The sequence below is a fragment of the Flagellimonas sp. ABD4_174 genome, assembly GCF_056160185.1.
This window is the reverse complement of sequence record NZ_JBSWWP010000001.1, coordinates 3,105,077-3,126,228: the sequence shown is the minus strand read 5'-3', so window position 1 is coordinate 3,126,228 and position 21,152 is coordinate 3,105,077. Positions and strand designations below refer to the sequence as shown.

16 protein-coding genes and 2 tRNA genes are annotated in these 21,152 nt (G+C 42.1%); 8 read left to right on the top strand and 10 right to left on the bottom strand.

Features of this window, described 5'->3' with window-relative positions; all coding sequences use genetic code 11:
• The first annotated feature begins 182 nt into the window (after positions 1-182).
• Complete coding sequence (locus ACXAFK_RS13990; RefSeq protein ID WP_252079010.1) at positions 183-1,907, top strand: GMC oxidoreductase; 1,725 nt, start codon at positions 183-185, stop codon at positions 1,905-1,907.
• Positions 1,908-1,911: 4 nt separating this feature from the next.
• The gene (locus tag ACXAFK_RS13985; RefSeq protein ID WP_474958136.1) at positions 1,912-2,622 is read left to right on the top strand and encodes a gluconate 2-dehydrogenase subunit 3 family protein; all 711 of its coding nucleotides are present in this window, start codon (positions 1,912-1,914) and stop codon (positions 2,620-2,622) included.
• Between the two features lie 67 nt (positions 2,623-2,689).
• On the opposite strand, the gene ACXAFK_RS13980 is transcribed toward ACXAFK_RS13985, so the two are convergent.
• The 4 genes from ACXAFK_RS13980 to mutS form a co-directional block, all read right to left on the bottom strand.
• Complete coding sequence (locus ACXAFK_RS13980) at positions 2,690-3,448, bottom strand: hypothetical protein (RefSeq protein ID WP_293296597.1); 759 nt, start codon at positions 3,446-3,448, stop codon at positions 2,690-2,692.
• A 185-nt stretch (positions 3,449-3,633) separates the two neighbouring features.
• Positions 3,634-3,718 (bottom strand) — tRNA-Leu (locus ACXAFK_RS13975).
• 56 nt (positions 3,719-3,774) lie between these two features.
• A tRNA-Gly gene (locus ACXAFK_RS13970) sits at positions 3,775-3,847 on the bottom strand.
• 74 nt (positions 3,848-3,921) lie between these two features.
• Positions 3,922-6,504 (bottom strand): DNA mismatch repair protein MutS, encoded by a 2,583-nt coding sequence (gene mutS, locus ACXAFK_RS13965; protein ID WP_474958173.1) that lies wholly within the window; start codon positions 6,502-6,504, stop codon positions 3,922-3,924.
• A gap of 147 nt (positions 6,505-6,651) precedes the next feature.
• Here mutS and ACXAFK_RS13960 point away from each other — a divergent pair, with 147 nt between their 5' ends.
• The gene (locus ACXAFK_RS13960; RefSeq protein WP_474958135.1) at positions 6,652-7,191 is read left to right on the top strand and encodes an RNA methyltransferase; all 540 of its coding nucleotides are present in this window, start codon (positions 6,652-6,654) and stop codon (positions 7,189-7,191) included.
• A gap of 113 nt (positions 7,192-7,304) precedes the next feature.
• Here ACXAFK_RS13960 and folK read toward each other — a convergent pair whose 3' ends face one another.
• Complete coding sequence (folK, locus tag ACXAFK_RS13955; RefSeq protein WP_474958134.1) at positions 7,305-8,447, bottom strand: 2-amino-4-hydroxy-6-hydroxymethyldihydropteridine diphosphokinase; 1,143 nt, start codon at positions 8,445-8,447, stop codon at positions 7,305-7,307.
• Between the two features lie 69 nt (positions 8,448-8,516).
• On the opposite strand from folK, the gene sppA reads away from it, so the two are divergent.
• Genes sppA through ACXAFK_RS13940 form a run of 3 tightly spaced genes read left to right on the top strand, consistent with a single transcriptional unit; the run spans position 8,517 to position 13,749 of the window.
• Positions 8,517-10,277: a signal peptide peptidase SppA gene (sppA, locus tag ACXAFK_RS13950; RefSeq protein ID WP_474958133.1), complete on the top strand. Its 1,761-nt coding sequence runs from the start codon at positions 8,517-8,519 to the stop codon at positions 10,275-10,277.
• A gap of 35 nt (positions 10,278-10,312) precedes the next feature.
• Positions 10,313-11,020, top strand: a complete 708-nt coding sequence (locus ACXAFK_RS13945; protein ID WP_224835405.1) for a queuosine precursor transporter — start codon at positions 10,313-10,315, stop codon at positions 11,018-11,020.
• A gap of 35 nt (positions 11,021-11,055) precedes the next feature.
• Positions 11,056-13,749: an AsmA family protein gene (locus ACXAFK_RS13940; protein WP_474958132.1), complete on the top strand. Its 2,694-nt coding sequence runs from the start codon at positions 11,056-11,058 to the stop codon at positions 13,747-13,749.
• A gap of 31 nt (positions 13,750-13,780) precedes the next feature.
• Here the strand turns inward: ACXAFK_RS13940 and ACXAFK_RS13935 are convergent, their stop codons facing one another.
• Entirely contained in the window at positions 13,781-14,548 is a 768-nt protein-coding gene (locus tag ACXAFK_RS13935) for a DUF6090 family protein (protein ID WP_474958131.1), read from the bottom strand.
• Positions 14,549-14,563: 15 nt separating this feature from the next.
• Complete coding sequence (locus tag ACXAFK_RS13930) at positions 14,564-15,358, bottom strand: DUF2797 domain-containing protein (RefSeq protein ID WP_224835402.1); 795 nt, start codon at positions 15,356-15,358, stop codon at positions 14,564-14,566.
• 98 nt (positions 15,359-15,456) lie between these two features.
• Between ACXAFK_RS13930 and ACXAFK_RS13925 the strand changes: the two genes are divergently transcribed.
• Both ACXAFK_RS13925 and ACXAFK_RS13920 read left to right on the top strand, forming a co-directional pair.
• Positions 15,457-16,971, top strand: coding sequence for a GH3 auxin-responsive promoter family protein (locus tag ACXAFK_RS13925; RefSeq protein ID WP_474958130.1), 1,515 nt, complete (start codon positions 15,457-15,459; stop codon positions 16,969-16,971).
• Between the two features lie 172 nt (positions 16,972-17,143).
• Entirely contained in the window at positions 17,144-17,683 is a 540-nt protein-coding gene (locus ACXAFK_RS13920; RefSeq protein WP_224835400.1) for a hypothetical protein, read from the top strand.
• On the opposite strand, the gene clpX is transcribed toward ACXAFK_RS13920, so the two are convergent.
• From clpX to tig, 3 genes are all read right to left on the bottom strand, one after another.
• Positions 17,680-18,915, bottom strand: coding sequence for an ATP-dependent Clp protease ATP-binding subunit ClpX (clpX, locus tag ACXAFK_RS13915; protein WP_252079028.1), 1,236 nt, complete (start codon positions 18,913-18,915; stop codon positions 17,680-17,682). The genes ACXAFK_RS13920 and clpX overlap by 4 nt on opposite strands.
• An 86-nt stretch (positions 18,916-19,001) precedes the next feature.
• Positions 19,002-19,679 carry an ATP-dependent Clp endopeptidase proteolytic subunit ClpP gene (gene clpP / locus ACXAFK_RS13910; protein WP_224835398.1) on the bottom strand — a complete coding sequence of 226 codons (678 nt, stop codon included), beginning with the start codon at positions 19,677-19,679 and terminating at the stop codon, positions 19,002-19,004.
• A 90-nt stretch (positions 19,680-19,769) separates the two neighbouring features.
• Entirely contained in the window at positions 19,770-21,092 is a 1,323-nt protein-coding gene (tig, locus tag ACXAFK_RS13905; protein ID WP_338193299.1) for a trigger factor, read from the bottom strand.
• Between the last annotated feature and the right edge of the window lie 60 nt (positions 21,093-21,152).

The window sequence follows — 21,152 nt, the reverse complement described above, 5'->3', positions numbered from 1 at the left end:
AAAGTTTACAGATTCCATTTGATTGGATCCTTCTTCGGATAAATAGGAAAAAGACACTGAATTTATATTTGGAAAAAGTATCTTTAGTACGCACAGAGGCATCTCATATCAATCACGGAGATTTTCTCAAAATTTCAACATATTGATTTTGATGTATTTAAAACTAAATCAAACATAAACCAATGCAAATTATTGAAAATTCCACGGTATACGATGCCATAATTGTTGGTTCCGGGGCTGGTGGTGGCATGTCTGCCAAAGTACTCTCGGAAGCTGGGCTAAAAGTCGCGGTAGTTGAGGCAGGTCCATATTTTGACCCGGCCAAACCAGAACATCAAACCCAATTAAAATGGCCTTATGAGAGTCCTAGGCGCGGGGCCAGTACGCGATTTCGCCCTTTCGGTGATTTTGATGCTGCCTACGGCGGCTGGGATATTGAAGGTGAGCCGTATACCCAAAAGGATGGGACAAAATTCGAATGGTTCCGTTCCAGAATGTTGGGAGGAAGAACCAATCACTGGGGAAGAATCTCGTTACGTTTTGGTCCAAAGGATTTTAAGCACAAAGATGTGGATGGCCATGGCGAGAACTGGCCCATAAGTTATGATGATGTAAAACCGTACTATGATAAGGTAGATAAGATGATCGGTGTATTTGGTACCAATGAGGGGCTGCCCAATGATCCGGATGGTTTTTTTCTACCCCCGCCTAAACCCAGATTGCACGAACTGTTCTACATCAGAGGGGCCAGAAAGAGTAATATTCCGGTATACCCATCAAGGATGTCCATGCTCACCAAAAAGATCAATAATGAGCGAGGGGTCTGCTTCTACTGCGGGCAGTGTAATAGAGCGTGTCAAGTATATGCCGATTTCTCAGCAGGTACCTGTCTCATTTTCCCGGCGCAAAAAAATGGAGGACAGATCGATTTGTTTGTCAATTGCATGGTGCGCGAAGTAACCACAAACGAAGAGGGAAGAGCAACAGGGGTGTCTTACATCAATAAAGAAGATAGGAAAGAATATAAGCTCAAGGGAAAAGTGGTAGTACTTGGAGCATCTGCCTGTAGCTCAGCTAGGATTTTATTGAATTCCAAAAGTAAGCAACACCCGAACGGATTGGGCAATAGTAGCGATGTTGTCGGAAAGTATCTGCACGATTCTACCGGTGCCGGAAGAGCGGCCTTTGTTCCAGATCTAATGAACCGAAAAGTTTCCTATAACGAAGATGGCGTGGGGGGCATGCATGTGTACTCACCCTGGTGGGGCGATAATTCCAAGCTCGATTTTCCACGAGGATATCATATAGAAGTATGGGGCGGTATGGGAATGCCCAGCTATGGCTTCGGGTTCAATGCCAATGAGTTCAATAAGTTCTTTGGAACCAAAGTGGGAGGTTATGGCGATGTATTGCGCAGCGATGCCAAAAAATATTATGGTGCCGTTGTGGGCATGGCCGGTCGTGGTGAATCTATTGCCCGGAAAGATAATTATTGTGAGATAGACCCAACCACGGTGGATGAGTTTGGTATTCCCGTATTGCGTTTCCATTACAAATGGAGCGAGTTCGAGATCAATCAGGCCAAACACATGCAAGATACTTTTGAAGAGCTCTTGATCAATATGGGCGGTGAGCCTTTGGGCGACAAACCGGGCAAGGATACCAATTATGGCTTGCACAATCCGGGCAACATTATCCACGAAGTGGGCACTACGCGAATGGGCGACGATCCAAAGACATCGGTGACGAACAAATACCAGCAGCTGCACGATGTGGACAACGTGTTTATTGTGGATGCCGGACCATTTACTTCCCAAGCGGACAAGAATTGTACATGGACCATTTTAGCACTTTCCATGAGGGCATCGGAATATATTGTGGAGCAATTGAAACAACAAAACATTTAAGGCAATGGACAGAAGAAAGAGTTTAAAATCTATAGTATTGGGCTCTGTGGCCGGTGGATTGGCCATTCACGGATGCACGCCATCTACGGAGGCGAAGGAATTGGTGGAAGCACCAAAAATTACTTATCCGGGCAGGGTTCCCTTGGAAACAGAATTGATCAATGAACTACAGGACGAACAGTTTTTGAATCCGCACGAGGTGGAAACACTTACGATACTTTGTGATTTGATTTTGCCTCCTTCGGAGGCATTCAAAGCAGCCTCGGATGCCGATGTGGTCAGTTTTATAGAGTTCATGTGCAAGGACAATGAGGCGTTCCAGCCCGATATCCGTGGTGGAATTATGTGGTTGGATCATAAATGTAACACCGAATATGGGGTGGAGTTTAAAACGGCGATCGAAGCACAACAAAAAGCCATTTTGGATGAAATTGCCTATTATGATCCCGAAGTGCCGGGCAATGAACGACCATTTGAAGTGAATTTCTTCTCCTTGGTCCGTAACCTTACCATGACGGGATTTTATACCACAAAAATCGGGATAGAAGAAATAGGGTATAAGGGCAATATGCCCAATGTTTGGGATGGTGTCCCTGATGATGTGTTGGAACAGCACGGTGTTTCCTATGAAGAGGAATGGCTGGCCAAGTGTGTGGACCAGAGCAAACGCGGCATTATTGCCGAGTGGGACGAGGATGGGAATTTGTTGACTTAAAACAATGGAATATAATGTAAAAAGCCCCGCACTTTTAGTGCGGGGCTTTTTAGGCTATTGCTATCGATTAAGGTTCTATTAGTTCAAATAAATAGACGTCCACTTCACCCGATACGTTTAGTTCGTTGCCGGAGTCATTGTTGGCAGCATCGACACTAAAAGAATAGGAAAAGGTAAGGTGGTTGTTGTTTTCGGGTTCGAACATGATGTTGGTGAGTTGCATATTGGATACTCCTTCGCCATCAGAATCATAGCCATCATCTAATATGAAATATTTGTAGTCCTCTCCAACAACGCCATAATTGTTTAAGGTGGTTACAATCAAATTTACTGTTTCTGTGTTTTCCCCTGGATTGGTTATGGTAGCTTCCCAATCGAAAAAAGTAGGGTTATAAGTGGCATCGGGTGCTGTTAAGAACCTACGGAAATTGAAAAAATACTCGGTGTCTTCACCAACTTCTGTGGCAGTAACTATATTATAGTTTATAAAATCCTCACCATCAAGACCTAGGAACCTAAATTCGGTATTGTCTGTAAAGGCGATAGCATCTGGCCTTGTGCCACTCAAGTTCATGGTAATGGACCCATATTGTGCCATTTCCTCCAACCCGGTCCCATCTTGTCCATCATTGCCAGGATCTCCTTGTGGTCCTGTTGCTCCTGGTGCGCCGTCCAGTCCATCTTGTCCGTTTAAGCCATCGATTCCGTCAATTCCATCTTTCCCATCAATTCCATCTGCACCATCTTCCCCATCTTGGACTAAGCAGGAATTAAAAGAAATGCATAAAATCAACAATGTACATTTAATAAGAATAGAGTTTTTCATAAGAAGTAGGTATACAGTTAGTTATGTTTAAATGTAAGCATGTAAGGCCAACAACGGACGTAGAATTGATGGTTGCTGTGTTTGAATTGATGTATACCTAGTTTGGGTTGATGGATGGCAGAAACGTAACTTATTATTTAAAATAAAAAAATCCCTAATAACCAATAAGTTAAAAGGGATTTCTGTACTCGAGGCGGGACTTGAACCCGCACGGGCAAAATGCCCACAGGATTTTAAGTCCGGCGTGTCTACCAATTCCACCACTCGAGCAGGACTTGTATGTAAAAAAAAACTCCACCCGTGGTGACTGAGCGGAGTCGAAGTCGAGCGAAAAACGGGATTCGAACCCGCGACCTCCACCTTGGCAAGGTGATGCTCTACCAACTGAGCTATTTTCGCATTTAAAAGAACTTGCACTTTTCCCAAGCGCGGATGCAAATTTAAAACAATTCTATTAAAATAAAAGAATTTTTTCAGGAAGAAACTTTTTTCTTTTTGCTCAACAAGCGTTTGATTTCGTTTAATTTCATCAAAGCTTCCACAGGTGTCAGAGTATCAATGTCCAAATGCAGGATTTCCTCCTTGATCTCTTCCAACAAAGGGTCGTCCAGATTAAAGAAGCTCAATTGCATCTCATTCTGGGAAGACTGTAATTTGTCCGTCATTTCCTCACTGGAATGTGTTTTTTCCAGCTTTTTCAGGATTTTATTGGCCTTTTGTATTACTTGTTGCGGCATGCCGGCCATTTTAGCCACATGGATTCCAAAACTGTGTTCGCTCCCGCCGGGCACCAACTTTCTAAGGAAAAGCACATTATCTTCCAATTCTTTAACCGATACATTGTAGTTTTTTATTCGGGTAAAAATATTGGTCATTTCGTTGAGTTCGTGGTAATGTGTGGCAAATAAGGTCTTTGCTTTGGCGGGATGCTCGTGCAAATATTCCGATATCGCCCAAGCAATGGAAATTCCATCGTAGGTACTGGTTCCTCGACCAATTTCGTCCAAAAGGACCAAACTGCGCTCCGATAGATTGTTCAGAATGGAGGCTGTTTCGTTCATCTCCACCATAAAAGTGGACTCGCCCATGGAAATATTGTCACTGGCACCTACTCGGGTAAATATTTTGTCCACAACACCCAGGGTAGCCTCTGTTGCGGGAACAAAACTTCCCATTTGTGCCAAAAGCACAATAAGGGCAGTCTGTCGTAACAAAGCAGATTTACCGCTCATGTTGGGTCCTGTGATCATAATGATCTGCTGTTCTTCCCTATCAAGGAACACATCGTTGGTTACATAAGCATCGCCGATCGGTAATTGCTTTTCAATAACAGGGTGGCGCCCTTCCTTAATATCCAATGTAGTGGAATCGTTCACCGAAGGGGCTACATAGTTGTTTTCCTTTGCTAATTGTGTAAACCCGGACAAACAATCCAGTTCCGCGATAAGTTGGGCATTGTACTGTACCGGTGCAATATATTCCTGCATATAAACCAAAAGGCGATCAAAAAGTTGTTGCTCCAATTGGTAGATCCGTTCCTCGGCTCCCAATATTTTGGATTCATATTCTTTGAGCTCCTCGGTAATATAGCGTTCGGCATTGACCAAGGTCTGTTTGCGAATCCAACCCTCGGGGACTTTGTCCTTATGAGTGTTCCTTACTTCTATATAGTAACCAAACACGTTGTTCGATGCTATTTTTAAGGAGGTGATCCCGGTTTCCTTGGTTTCTCGCTCCAACATTTTATCCAAATAATCCTTACTGGAAAAGGCAAGACCTCGCAGTTCGTCCAGTTCTTCTGAGTAACCTTGGGCAATGGTGTTGCCTTTGGCAATGTTTACCGGAGCCTCTTCGTTGAGCACTGTTTTTATTTTTGAGCGGAGTCCTTCACAATGGTTCAATTGTTCACCGATCCGTTTTAAGGATTCGTTGGTGCTCTTTTCGGATAGTTGTTTGATGGGAACTATGGCCTCCAGCGAATTTTTGAGCTGGACCACTTCTTTTGGGTTGATTTTGCCCGTGGCCAATTTGGAAATCAATCGTTCCAAATCTCCCATTTGTTTGATGTATCCCTGAATCCGGTTAAGTTGTTCGTCTTCTTCCTTTAAATAGGCGACTACCTGATGCCTTTGTTGGATTTTGACAACGTTTTTTAAGGGTAGGGCCAACCATCTCTTTAGGAGTCGTCCCCCCATGGGGGAAATGGTCCTGTCGATAATATCCAATAAGGTTACGGCATTTTGGTGGGAAGAGTGGTAAAGTTCCAGGTTGCGAATGGTAAATCGATCCATCCATACATATTCCTCTTCTGCAATGCGCTGTATTTTGTTGATATGTTGAAGTCGGCTGTGCTGGGTCTCGGACAAATAATGCAAAACCGCTCCGGAGGCGATTATGCCGTGGGTAAGGTGATCTATGCCGAAACCTTTTAGGTTTTTTGTGCCAAAATGATTGTTGAGGCTCTCTTGGGCGTAATCCTCCTGAAAAATCCAGTCTTCCAAAAAGAAACTGTGCCAATGGTTGCCAAAGCAATCCGCAAATTCCTTTCTGTGCTTTTTGGATACCAGAACTTCGTTTGGCGAAAAATTCTGAAGCAACTTGTCCACTTGCTCCACCGAACCCTCGGAAGTTAGGTATTCTCCTGTGGAAATGTCCAAAAAGGAAACCCCTAATTTTGTTCGCCCAAAATGTACGGCGCACAAAAAGTTATTGCTTTTTGCGGAGAGAATATCGTCGTTCAGGGCAACACCGGGAGTGACAAGTTCGGTTACGCCACGTTTTACAATGCTTTTGGTCTGTTTGGGGTCTTCCAATTGGTCGCAAATGGCCACACGTTGCCCGGCCTTTACCAATTTCGGCAAATAGGTGTTCAAGGAGTGGTGGGGAAATCCGGCCAGTTCCGTTTTGTCCCCTCCATTGTTCCGGTGGGTTAAAATAATCCCCAATATTTTGGCGGCTTTTACCGCATCTTCCCCAAACGTTTCGTAAAAATCCCCGACACGGAACAACAACAGGGCATCAGGATGTTTTGTCTTGATGGCGTTGTACTGCTGCATCAGCGGAGTAACCTTCTTTATTTTTTTCTTGGCTGCCAAAGCGATTTAATTCTGTTACTTTTGCCCAAAATTGGGTCAAAAACGAATATATTGTTTTCGCTGCCCATCAAAAATTTTTGTTGATATTTTCACCCCAATGTTTAAAAAATGAATCGAAAACTGGAAAATAGCGAACTGGACCGATTGGATATCGATGGTTTTAAAGCAGCGGAAAAGTCGCCCATCATTATTATTTTGGATAATATTCGCAGTTTGAACAACATTGGTTCTGTATTCCGTACGTCAGATGCTTTTTTGGTGAAAAAAATTTACCTCTGTGGAATTACGGCCACTCCGCCGCACAAGGATATTCGGAAAACGGCATTGGGAGCTACCGAAAGTGTAGATTGGGAATACAGAAGGGATACTGGGGAACTGGCCGCGGAATTACAACGGGACGGTGTGCAACTGGTAGCTGTGGAGCAAGCAGAAAATGCAACAATGCTTAATGATTTTACTGTTGAAACAGGTAAAACCATTGCTCTGATTTTTGGAAACGAGGTAAAAGGGGTGTCGCAAGAGGTAGTGAGCATGAGCGATGTGGTGTTGGAAATACCACAATTTGGCACCAAACATTCGTTAAATATATCGGTGAGTGCGGGAATTACGGTATGGGATATTTGGTCCAAACAAAATCGGTCCAAATAAAAAGGCCCTGAAAAACAGGGCCATATATAAGTCTGAGTTAGTTAGTTTCTCGAATTGAGGTTGCTAATAAAATAAAACCATTCGTTATATCCAAACTTTTTCTAAAAATTCTCTTAAATCTTTGTTGAAAGTATATTGTCTTCCAATCTTTCCAAAATAAATTCATAATCCTTCGGATTGTGGACAAAATCCAGTTCCCCCATGTCAACGATCACACTGTTTTGGCTCGGGTGGCTTTTAATAAAGTCCAAGTATCCTCTGTTGATTTTTTCCAGATAGCCAGGGTCTATATTCTGCTCATAATCGCGACCTCTTTTTTTAATGTTGGCCAATAACCGTTCGGTATTTTGATAGAGGTAGAGATAGATCTCTGGTTTTTTAACCTCTTTGTACATAAAGTTAAAAACCTTTCGGTATAGATTATATTCCTCTTTTTGCAGGGTCACTTTCGCAAAAATCAGGGATTTGAATATATCGTAATCACTCACCATAAAATTCTTGAACAGGTCAAATTGGGAAGTATCGTCCATAAATTGCTGGTACCTATCCGCCAAAAACGACATTTCCAATGGAAAAGCGTAACGGGATTGGTCTTCATAAAACTTGGGCAGAAACGGGTTGTCCGCAAAACGCTCCAAAACTAGCTTGGCATTAAAATCGTTGGATATCATCTTGGACAAAGTGGTTTTGCCCGCTCCAATGTTGCCTTCTATGGCAATCAATTGTAGTTGGGAAAAAAGCCCGCTCCTATCTTTAAAAAGTTTGTGTTTGGTCTTTGTAAGTTCACTCTTGTCCCTGCACTCCTGCAAAAGATTGCGGGTATCCTTTTGTAGAACTGGATGATAGAATTGGGGGGCAATATCGCTCAGTGGCTTTAAAACAAACTTTCTGTGCTGCATTTGCGGGTGGGGGATCACCAGACTTTCATTGGCCATGGTTTCCGTACCATAGTAAATTATGTCGATATCCAAAGTCCTTGAACTATATCCACTGTCCATTCGTTTTCTGCCAAAATCCTCTTCGATCTGTAAAAGTGCATCCAGTAGTTCTTTGGGTTCCAGCGGGGTAAGTAAGGATACAACAATATTGAAAAAATCACCACCATCGAACCCCACGGCAGGATTTTCGTAGACCGAGGAAATATCCAATATCTTGCCCGTTTTTCCCTGAATCTTGAAAATGGCTTTTTGTAGCGTAGCGAGGCGATTGCCCATATTACTGCCCAAAGAAAGATATACCTTTTGTTTTCTGTTCATAATCGAAGAAACAAAGTAAACAAAACATTACTACAATGGTTATATTTGAAGTGTATTAAATTTTATTGCATGAAGTTTTTGAGAAACCTGCTTGCTTCTATTTTGGGAAGCTTAGTGGCATTTATGATCGTGGTGGGCATGTTCTTTATTTTTATGGTGCTCGTAGGCAGTGCGGAAGACGGTGTTTTGGTAAAAAAGAACTCCGTATTGGAAATTAGTTTTGTGGCACCCATTATGGATTATGCGGGAAAGGATGAAACCGATCCTTTCGCATCTATATGGACAGAGGAGTTTGGACTGGATGAGATCCTTCATGCCATAGAAGTTGCCAAAAATGACGCTAATATCGAAGGAATTAGCTTAACCACTGGTTTTTTACAGGCCGGGATGGCGCAGACAAGGGAAATAAGAAATGCACTTATCGATTTTAAATCGAATGGAAAATTTGTTATGGCACATGCCGATGTGTACGCCCAACGCGATTACTATCTGGCGACCGCTGCGGACGAAGTGTACCTAAACCCCGTAGGTGTGGTCGATTTTAAGGGATTGTCCACCGAGGTGCTTTTTTACAAAGAGCTACAGGAAAAATCAGGAATAAAAATGGAAGTAATTCGCCATGGTAAATATAAGAGTGCGGTAGAACCGTTTCTTTCCGATACCATGAGCGATGAAAACCGTACACAGATCAAGGAACTGATAACTTCTATCTGGAATATTATGGTGGAGGATATCTCGGAATCCAGAAATATTGCCCCAGAAAACTTAAATAGAATTGCCGACACACTCGGGGGTAGAACACCTCAGTATGCAATTGCTTCCGGATTGTTGGATGGAGCATTGCACTACGATGAATACGAAAACTTGATCAAGGAAAAAATAGGTGTTGAGGAAGACGATGAGGTGGAGTATGTTGGATTAAGGGACTATATTCAAAACTCCAGCAAAAAGAAACTTAAGACAGGTTCCGATAAAATAGCCGTGATTTACGCTCAAGGCGAAATTCTCGGTGGCGAGGGCGGCAGGGATTATATTGGTCAGGGACTGATCGTGGACGCCTTGCACAAAGCGGTGGACAATGAGAATATAAAAGCCATAGTGGTGCGTATAAATTCTCCAGGGGGAAGCGCATTGGTATCCGATATCATTTGGCGCGAAATGCAATTGGCCAAAAAGGAAAAGCCTTTGGTGGTTTCCTTTGGAAACGTTGCCGCATCAGGAGGATATTACATTGGTGTGGCAGGGGATAAAATTTTTGCAGAGCCTACCACGATTACGGGTTCCATTGGGGTATTTGGAACTATACCCAATATGCACGAATTGGCCAAAAACATAGGGGTGAACGCAGAGCAGGTGGGTACCAACGCAAATTCTGTGGATTATTCCTTTTTTGAGCCCATGTCGGACTCGTTCCGAAATGTAATGCAGGAAAGTATCGAGGAAACCTACCAAACCTTTTTAAGTCGTGTATCGCAAGGTAGGAACATGCCCGTAGAAAAGGTGAACGAGGTGGCGCAAGGCAGGGTCTGGAGCGGTGTAGATGCGAAAGCTCTAGGATTGGTGGATGAACTTGGTAACTTGGAGGACGCCATTGCTGCAGCGGCAGAAATGGCCGGATTAAGCGATTACGGTGTACGAAAGTACCCCAAGTATAAATCTGGATTCGAGCAGTTTATGGAAGATTATGGTGCGGTTAAATCCAAGATCGGGGAGTCCATTATACAGGAAGAAATCGGTACCGAAGCCTATCAGGTAATAAAAGAATTCAAAGAGTTTACCAAACAAGAGGGAATTCAGGCTAAGATGCCTTTCAGCTTAAATATCAAATAGAATTTAAACAGTACCTCAAGGAACTTTAACCATATATGACGCAAAAAGACAAGAAGAAGGCATTTTCCATTTATCTGTATTTAGGAGCAATGTTCATAACTTCTTTGGTGGTATCCAATTTAATCTTTCAAAAATTTTTCTCTTGGAGCCCTTTTGGGGATGTCTCCGTATTCGGTGCACCACTTTTTGAACTTTCGGTAGGTATTTTGCCGTATCCGATAACCTTTTTGATCACAGACCTCATTTCCGAGATCTATGGTCAAAAAAAGGCCAATCAAGTGGTCACCGCAGGAATTTTCGCTTCGTTTTTTTCCATGGCGATAATTTTAGTGGCCAACTACTCCAGTGCCATTCCCAGCTCACCGGTGGACAATGCCACTTTTACCACCGTTTTTGGCCTGTCCCCATTAGGGGTTTTGGCATCCATGCTGGCTTACTTGGGCGCACAGTACATCGACATTACCATTTATCACTTTTGGAAACGCCTGACCAAAGGGAAAATGTTGTGGCTCCGAAATAATTTCTCAACATTTTCTTCTCAATTTATAGACACATTCACTGTAGTAGGGCTATTGTGCCTTTTTGGTGTACTGCCGTGGGACAAGTTTTATGGATTACTCATTAGTGGGGTAATTTTTAAAATGATGATAGCCCTTCTCGACACCCCTTTGCTCTATTTTTTCGTATATCTGATGAGAAAAAGATTTAACTTAAAAATAGGAGAGGAAATTTCTTTGGATTGATGCTTCTTCTTTAATTTGTTGTAAAACACCCAAGTATGAAGAAAAAAGTCCTAAAAATTACTGGAATAACCCTACTTATCCTACTCGCAATTAGTATTGCCGTCCCTTTATTTCTTCAAGGTAAGATTGAAGAAATTATCAAGACAAAGGTCAATAACAGCATTAATGCCACATTGGATTTTGAGGATGCCGATCTAAGTCTTCTCAAGAACTTTCCCAATGCCCATGTGGAGCTTACCCAATTGTCCTTGATCAATAAGGCCCCTTTCGAAGGCGATACCCTTTTTACTACTTCCAAGATCGCATTGTCCATGTCGATTAAAGAACTGTTCAAATCCGCAGATGAACCGATAGTGATCAAAACTTTGGATGTGGATGAAGCCAAGTTGCACATCAAAACCGACGTGGAAGGCAATGCGAATTACGATATAGCCAAAGAGAGCAACGAACCAACGTCCGACCCCACAGGCGATCCTGATAGTAGTTTTACATTGAATATGGATTCCTATGCGATAAACAATACCGAAATTGTTTATGAGGATATGGCAAGTGGTATGCTATTGACTATTATCGAAATGAATCATACCGGAACGGGAGACCTATCTTTGGAAAAATCGGAGCTAAAGACCCTTACCGATGCTCTGGTATCCTTTGAGATGGATGGCACAAAATATCTGAACAAAAACAAAATCAATCTAGATGCGCTAATCGGAATAGATCTGAGCGAAAACAAATATACCTTTCTGGAAAATAAGGCCTTGGTGAACCAATTGCCACTGGTTTTTGATGGATTTGTTAAGGTGAACGAGGAAAACCAAGAGGTGGACATTACATTTAAAACACCTTCCTCCGACTTTAAAAACTTTTTGGCTGTAATCCCGGAAGCCTATGCCGGTAACATAGAAAATGTACGGACCACCGGAAATTTTGAGGTGAATGGAGTGTTTAAAGGAGTAGTGGATGAAGAACATATACCGACCTTTAAAATTGCGATCAATTCGGATAATGCATCCTTCAAGTTTCCCGATTTGCCCAAATCTGTCCGTAATGTGCATATAGACACCGAGATCAACAACGAAACTGGTATTACGGAAGATACCTATGTCGATATTAACAGGCTCTCTTTTGCCATAGATGAGGATAAATTCAATCTTAAGGCCAAGATCAGGGATGTAATGGGCAATACCAAGGTAGACGCCGACATGGACGGTAGGATAAACTTGGCGAACATCTCCCAAGCATACCCTGTGCCGGACGATTATAATCTTAAAGGCATATTGAATGCCGACGTATCCACATCTTTCGATATGGCTTCTTTGGAAAAGAAACAATATCAGAACACCAAAACCAGTGGAAAAGCATCTTTGACCGGTTTTGAGTATGCTTCGGAGGAGCTTAAAAACCCTGTAGCCATAAACAAAGCGGCCCTTACCTTTAATCCCAACACCGTTACATTGGATTCTTTTGAAGGTAAAACGGGAAGTACGGATTTTGCCGCCAAGGGAACTTTAACTAATTTACTGGGTTTTATGTTCAACAATGAAAATATTGAAGGTAGGTTTTCCTTGAACTCGAACCAATTTGCACTGAACGATTTTATGGTCGAGGAAACGGCAGATGAAAACCTAACAAAGACCGAGGAAACTGCAATTGCTGGAGAGGAACGTATCAAAATACCATCTTTTTTGGATTGTACCATAGATGCTACTGCAAATACCGTGATCTACGATAACCTTGATCTAAAAAATGTAAAAGGGACATTGGTGATCAAAGACGAAACCGCTACTGTGAACAATCTTACTTCGGATTTATTCGGGGGTACTATGGGACTTTCTGGGGCGGTATCCACCAAACAAGAGACTTCTACATTCGATGTAAACCTCGGTATGAACAATTTTAATATTGGCGAATCTTTTGCTGGTCTGGAACTGTTTAAAGTGTTAACCCCTTTGGCGAGTGCATTGACAGGTAAACTCAATTCGGATATTAAGATATCGGGTAACCTAAAAGAGGATTTTACCCCTAATTTGGCAACCATTTCCGGAAACTTGCTGGCGGAATTGCTTTCTCCCAAGTTGGATGCACAGAAAGCACCTTTGGTGTCTTCTTTGGATAATAAGCTCAATTTTTTGGATACAAAGCAAATCAATTTGGACGGACTTAAAACCGCTTTGAGCTTTGAAAATGGGGCAGTTAAAGTAAAACCCTTTACCTTAAAGTATAAAGATATCAATATAAATGTCGACGGTAGCCATACTTTTGATAGGCAGATGCAATACAAAGCCACTCTGGACGTACCTGCTAAATACTTGGGTGCAGAAGTGAACAAACTTATCGCGCAAATGAACGATCAAAGCTTGGGAGAAGTAACCATTCCCGTTACCGCCAATATTGGAGGTAGTTTTACAAACCCGTCCGTCAACACCGATATGACTTCGAGTGTAAAAACACTGACCGGTAAGTTGGTGGAAATGCAAAAGCAGAAATTGGTGAGTCAAGGAAAGGATAAGGCCAAAGACCTATTGTCCGATGTCTTTAAAAAAGATGAAGCCGATACTACCAAGACCACATCTGGCGGCGTAAAAGAGGCCATTGGCAATATTCTTGGAGGAAAAAAGGATACTACGGCAACGGATACGAGCAAAACAGAAAAGGATGAGGTTAAAAATGCGGCCAAATCCATATTGGGCGGGCTGCTCGGAAAAAAGAAAAAGGATACAGTGAAATAAATGCGAAGGGCGATTTTAAAATCGCCCTTTTTTATTCCTTGATTTCGTTGTCGATGGTTTTCAGAATCTCATCTATACTTTGCATCAATGGATTGTAATGTAACGTTTCCGTTTTGATACTGGTTAGTATGAACATGAGCATATTGTTCTCAAACTCTTTAGACTTTAAAAGATTACGGTTGCTCGTTCGGTCCGAACTAGCGGGAATCCCCAATTCATCGGAGACCCCTGTGAGGTCATACAGCGTTTTAATGCTGTTTTGTTCGCTGCGGAACATGTCCAGTATCTTGTCCCGCTCATTGGCCAGCATCATTTCTTGCTTCGATATGTCCTCAATGTTGGAAATCCAATTGGTCAAAAGGATGCGAAGGCGTGGATTGGAGATATCTTTTAAACTACCCGAATTGATCATTTCCATCAAAAGGGAATTGTTGGGGTTGAACGAAATATCGAAAGCCAAGGCGTTATACAGCAAATTGGCGAGCTCTTGCTCATCGGGCAGGTTTTCGGGGTCGACCATATAGACCAAAATTGTTTTAGAGTCCTCATAGCTTTGCCTGTTGAAGGATATAAGTTCTTTTAATTTGGTTTGGCTGGTCTCGAACTCATCCCGAAGTCCCATAAGGTAAATCTGCTCTTTTTCCCGTTTGATACCTTGCTCATTGGCGTTATCTATGGCCAGTGCGATCAAAATCCCGATGACCACCAGAACAATTTCCCCTATGGCGTAAAGAATGTAATTGCTGACTTTTTTCTCGGCTATCAATTCCTTCCTGATTTTTCTGAAAAACTTGAGCATTTTGGAATGGATTGGTCAGCTGATGTTTATACCTACAAAGTAGCCTTCGCTACTCCTAACATTGAAGACTGTATTGTCATCAAAAATAAGGTATTGGCCTTTTATGCCCTTTAAGGTTCCTTTGTAACTTGGGGTTTTGTCCAAATTGAGGCTTTTTACCTTTTCTGGATATTGTAGCACGGGAAACTCCAATAAGGTTTCTTGTTTGTCGTTTATAAAGTAGGCAATGGTTTCTTCGGGAATACTGGATTTCAGCTTCTCCCTCCATTCCACTAGATCCACGTCCTCGATATCATTTTTAAGCATTTTTTGCCAGCTGGTCTTGTCGCTCACGTGCGCTTTAAGGGCAACCTCGGTAATGCCCGCCAAATATCGATTGGGCACTTCCATAATTTCAATGGCTTCGTGGGCGCCTTGGTCTATCCATCGTGTCGGTACTTGGGATTTTCGGGTAACGCCTACCTTTACATTGCTGGAGTTCGCCAAGTAAACAATGTGTGGTTGTAACTGCATTTTTTTTTCGAATTCAAGATCACGGTCCGCTTTGTCCAAATGTGCCGTGCTCAATTCCGGTTTCATGATCCAATCTCCGGCAAGTGGAGTTTCAAAAAAGCACGTCTTGCAAAAGCCTTGTCGGAAAATAGGCAGGTCTCTGCCACAGTTCAAACACTGAAATTTGATAAAATCTATTTGAACCTCTTTGTCCAAGGCTTGGTTCATATTGATAAAATCGTTCTCGAAAACCAAAAAATACTGGATGGGGTTTCCGATTTCGGTTTTCATTTTTCTTAGGACTCCTTCGTACAGCATTTTTGAATTGAATGTATTTGACTTATTTGAAAATGAGTGTTAGAAAAGTTATTTTAGCTGTTGCACCAATCTAATTTTCCAGGTTAAAGATACCTAAAATGCCGATACCATTATTCAACTCCATCGCTTCTTGGTTGTTACGCAAACGTTATCACCAAATTGAACTTTTTTTAAAATATCCACTGGATGTTCAGGATGAGGTGTTGCGCAAGCTTTTGGATTTTTCCAAGGACACCATGATCGGTAGGCAATATGGTTTTCAGGACCTGCCAAAGTATGATGAATTCCGCAATAGGGTTCCCATAGTGACCTATGAAGATATTGCCCCGATGATCGAGCGTACCCGTCGTGGGGAACAGAACCTTTTCTGGCCCACTTCTATAAAATGGTTTGCCAAGAGCAGCGGGACCACCAATGCAAAAAGCAAGTTTATCCCGGTAAGTGGAGAGGCCCTGGAAGACTGTCACTACAAATCCAGTAAAGACCTGTTGTGCCTTTATTTAAATAATAACGAAAATTCACAATTGTTCACGGGTAAAAGTCTCCGTCTGGGAGGGAGTAAGGAGCTGTACGAGGACAATGGGACTTTTTTTGGTGACCTTTCGGCCATTTTGATCGATAATATGCCTCTTTGGGCAGAATATAGCAGTACGCCCAGTAACAAAGTCTCCCTAATGACCGAATGGGAATCCAAGCTGGAGGCCATTATCGAAGAAAGTATTAGGGAAAATGTGACCAGTTTGGCAGGCGTACCCTCTTGGATGTTGGTATTGCTCAACCAAGTTTTGGAAAAAACGGGAAAGAACCACTTGTTCGAACTTTGGGAGAATTTAGAGGTGTACTTTCATGGAGGTGTGAGTTTTACCCCATATAAGAATCAATATAAAAAATTGTTGCCCCGCAAAAAGTTCAACTACTATGAAACTTATAATGCATCGGAAGGCTTTTTTGGGATTCAAGATCAAAACAGTTCCGACGAATTGCTGTTGATGTTGGACTATGGAATATTTTATGAATTTATTCCTATGCACGCTTATGGAGAAGGGGATAAGGCCATTCCGCTTTGGGAAGTGGAAACCGGAGTGAACTATGCTATGGTCATCACCACCAATGCCGGCCTATGGCGATATAAAATTGGGGATACGGTGAGGTTTACGAGCAAAAATCCCTATCGGATAAAGATTACTGGGAGAACTAAACACCATATTAATGTGTTTGGTGAAGAATTGATCATTGAAAATGCCGAGGAAGCCTTAAAGCAAGTCTGTTTAAAAACCGAGGCTGAAATTATGGATTATACCGCAGCTCCCATTTTTATGGCAGGAAAGGAAAAAGGGGCGCACGAATGGATGATCGAGTTTAGAAAACCACCGAAAGATGTCGGCTATTTCACTGAAATGTTGGACAATGCATTAAAATCACTCAACTCTGACTACGAGGCCAAAAGGTACAACAACATAACCTTGAACATGCCAAAGGTGCATTTGGCCAAAGAGAATTTGTTTCATCAATGGCTGAAATCCAAGAATAAATTGGGTGGTCAACATAAAATTCCAAGATTGTCAAATGATCGCGATTGCCTCGAGGAACTTCTTCAAATGAACAAGGGGTAAGCCAGATTTACGGTATCATCAGGAACCAGTACAGAAGTAACGAAAACGTTTTCGTAAAATAATCCCTTTCGTCGTAAAAACTTTTCTCTTGAACAAATAAAAGTGGATTTGGGCCGTTTATTAAAGAACTTTCCCCTATCAATACTTTAAAAACACTAAACCATTAAAAGTCATGTCGGAAAAGCTTGTTGTTATCTCGGATAAATGGGGAGCCAAAAAAGGTCTTTGGATCGCCTCTTACTTTGGCTACTTGCAGCAGTATTATGATATTGAATTTCACGATTGCCAGCAATTGGGAAATGTGGAGGTTTCCATCTATTCGGAGGAGAATATAGATAAGGCCTTTAAAGAAGAAGGTCTGGAGAGAGCGGTAGCCAACTTATTGAGAAAAGAATCGGAGAAGGCCCATTATTTAGCCTTCGGCACTGGTGCCGCCGTTGTTTACAAAGCTGCTCTACAAGGTTTGCCCACCAAGACGATAACCGCTATTTCGGCCACTGGAATAGAGGGGGAAAACCAAATAGCTCCACCCGGTGTGCAACTGATCTACGGGGAATGTGATCAATTAAAACCAGGAATGAAATGGGCCAAAAGTGTTGGGGCCAATCTAAAGATTGTGCCAAATTTTGGGCACACCCTTTACTCGGATGAAAAGATTATCTCTGATGTAAGTTTGTTGTTATTGGAAAATATTACAAAAAAAGCGGTCTAGGAGACCGCTTTTAGTTTTTTAACTGTTTCGTAGGACAGTTTTTTCTCTGCATATCCTTTCGTAACCTTGAATTCTGTTTCATCGCTGCTTGGTAGGGTAAACATGGCGTCTGTAAAAATGGCTTCGCACAAAGAGCGCAATCCACGTGCACCAAGTTTATATTCCACAGCTTTTTCTACAATGTAATCCAATGCCTGATCGGTAATGGAGAATTTAATATCGTCCATGGCGAACAGTTTTTCGTACTGTTTTATGATGGCATTTTTAGGCTCCGTTAAAATGGCGCGCAAGGTTTTTGCATCCAAAGGATTCATGTGTGTCAGTACAGGAAGTCTTCCTATAATCTCTGGAATAAGTCCGAATTCCTTTAAATCTTTTGGTATAATATATTGCAGTATGTTTTCTTGATCCAGATTTTCTTCGGCCTTGGAAGCACTGTACCCAACTGCCTGCATGTTCAATCGTTTGGTGATGATACGTTCGATACCATCAAAAGCACCACCGGCAACAAATAGGATATTCTCGGTATTTACCTCGATAAATTTTTGGTCCGGATGTTTGCGTCCACCTTTGGGCGGCACGTTGACCGTTGTGCCTTCCAATAGTTTTAGGAGCCCCTGTTGTACTCCTTCGCCCGATACATCTCGGGTAATCGATGGATTATCGCTTTTACGGGCAATTTTGTCTATTTCGTCAATAAACACAATACCGCGCTCTGCTTTTTCCAAGTTATAATCGGCAGCCTGCAGCAAACGGGTCAAAATGCTTTCAACGTCCTCTCCTACATAACCGGCTTCCGTTAAAACTGTAGCATCTACAATGGCAAGGGGTACGTTGAGCATTTTGGCAATGGTCTTGGCGATAAGGGTCTTGCCCGTACCTGTTTGCCCTACCATTATAATGTTGCTCTTTTGGATTTCGATATCCTCGTCCTTGCCTTTGGGCTGCAATAATCTTTTATAGTGGTTGTAGACGGCTACGGACATAACCTTTTTGGTGCGTTCCTGTCCGATTACAAAAGTGTCCAAGAAATCGTGGATCTCCATTGGTTTTTTTAATACCAACTCGGATGATAGATCTTGATTTTTAGTTTGTTTGGACTCTTCGGCCACAATACTGTGGGCTTGTTCTATACATCTATCGCAAATATGCGCATCCAGACCGGCGATCAACAAATTGGTTTCCGGTTTTTTTCTTCCACAAAAAGAACATTCCAAATTTTCCTTTGCCATAAAATTTTATTCTTCAACCATCAATAACGCAAAAATAATGGATTTGTTCTGTGTTAACTGGTTGTTTTGTAATCTATTGAGAAGTTTTACTTTTCCCTTACTAATATTTCGTCGATCATTCCGTACGCTTTGGCTTCTGGGGCCTTCATCCAGAAATCACGATCACTGTCTTCATAAACTTTGTCGAAACTCTGACCTGAGTGCTTGGAAATGATTTCATATAACTCGTCCTTGATCTTTAAGACTTCTTGGGCTGCAATTTCAATATCGCTTGCTTGTCCTTGTGCTCCGGACAGTGGCTGATGGATCATTACCCTTGAGTGGGGCAATCCGCTCCGCTTGCCCTCTTGTCCGGCACATAGCAAAACGGCTGCCATAGATGCGGCGATACCCGTGCAAATGGTAGCAACATCGGGTTTAATAAACTGCATGGTGTCGTAAATGCCTAGACCGGCATATACGCTTCCTCCCGGAGAGTTGATATAGATTTGGATGTCCTTGGAAGCATCTGCACTTTCCAAGAACAGTAGTTGTGCTTGTATAATATTGGCCACCTGATCATTGATCCCGGTTCCCATAAAAATAATCCTATCCATCATCAATCTGGAGAAAACGTCCATGGCAACCGCGTTCAATTGCCTTTCTTCAATAATGTTCGGGGTCATGTTCATGGGATACATTGTACTCATGATCTGGTCATAGTACATGCTGTTTATACCATGGTGCTTGGTAGCGTAGTTTTTGAATTCTTTTCCGTAATCCATAGGATATGACTCGATTTATCTTAAAAAAAAGGTGCCGAAAAATTGGCTTTTCGGCACCGTAAAGATACTTAATTTTCTTTTAGTGGAATCTTAGCTGTACGCTTCCTTGATGAAATCTTCATAGGACACCTCCTTGATCTTAAGGTTGGCTTTTTCCTTATAAAGGTCCAAAAGTTTTTGGCTCATCAATTGTTCGGACAATCTTTTTACTTCCTCCTGGTTGCTCATTACCCTTGCGGCAACACTTTCCAGTTCTTCTTCTTTTGGGTCCATATGGCCATATTGAGCCATTTGTGACTTAATGAAGCCTTTGGCGAACTCCTTAAGTTCATCGAACTGAACCTGAAGATCGTTCTCTTGAATGATTTTCCCTTCGATCAATTGGTAACGAAGTCCTTTTTCTGATTTTTCGAACTCTTCTTTGGCTTCATCCTCGGTCAAGGGGTTTTCTCCACTGATCTGAATCCACTTTTTAAGGAACTCGGACGGAAGCTCGAATTTGGTTTCGTCAATTAATTTTTCGGTGATATCGTTCAAGAGCTTCTGATCGGCTTGTTGTTCAAACTGCTTTTCAGAGTCTTCTTTGATCTTGTCCTTCAGTTCTTTTTCGGAACTTACTTTTCCTTCGCCAAACAATTTGTCGAAAAGTTCTTGGTCCAGGGCAGCTGGTTCTCTTTCGTTGATCTCTTCTATTGTGAAGGTAACATCGATCTTAAGGCCATCGGCTTTGTCTGCGGAAATTCCCAACGCACTGGACAATAAATAGTCTTCTTTAAAAAGACCTTTGCTTGCTAGGGTCACAGTGTCGCCCACTTTTTTACCTACCAGGGCATCAATGGCTTTTTTGCCTTTGATCTTGTCCATTTCGATAGTGGTCTTGTTCTCTATTTCCTCTTCTTGATTGGTGAACGTACCGGTAATTTCGTCCTTTTTGCCAACTTCGGACTTGGAGATCAGTTTTCCGTATTGCTTTTGGATACGTTCTACTTGTTCCTCGACCATTTTTTTATCGGCAACAATTTTATATTGGGTCACTGCTTTTTTTGTCTTCAAGTTTACGTCGAAGCTCGGTGCCAATCCCAGTTCAAATTCAAAATCGAGATTGTCTTTGTCCCAATCAAAATCGTCCTGTTGTTTTGGAAGCGGATTTCCAAGAACATCCAACTTTTCTTCGGTAAGATATTTGTTCAGATTGTCTTGGAGCAGTTTGTTCACTTCGTCCACCAAAACAGCTTTGCCGTACTGCTTTTTGATAAGCCCCATAGGAACTTGACCTTTTCTAAAACCAGGAATGTTTGCCTGTTTTCTGTAATCCTTAAGGATTTTCTCTACTTTGTCTTGATAGTCTTCTTTGCTTATGGCAACCTTTACTACTGCATTAAGATCGTCAATCTGCTCTTTGGTTATATTCATTTCCTACCTAATTTGCTTTCTAAAAATGGGATGCAAAAGTAAGTCTTTTTTGAATTGTCG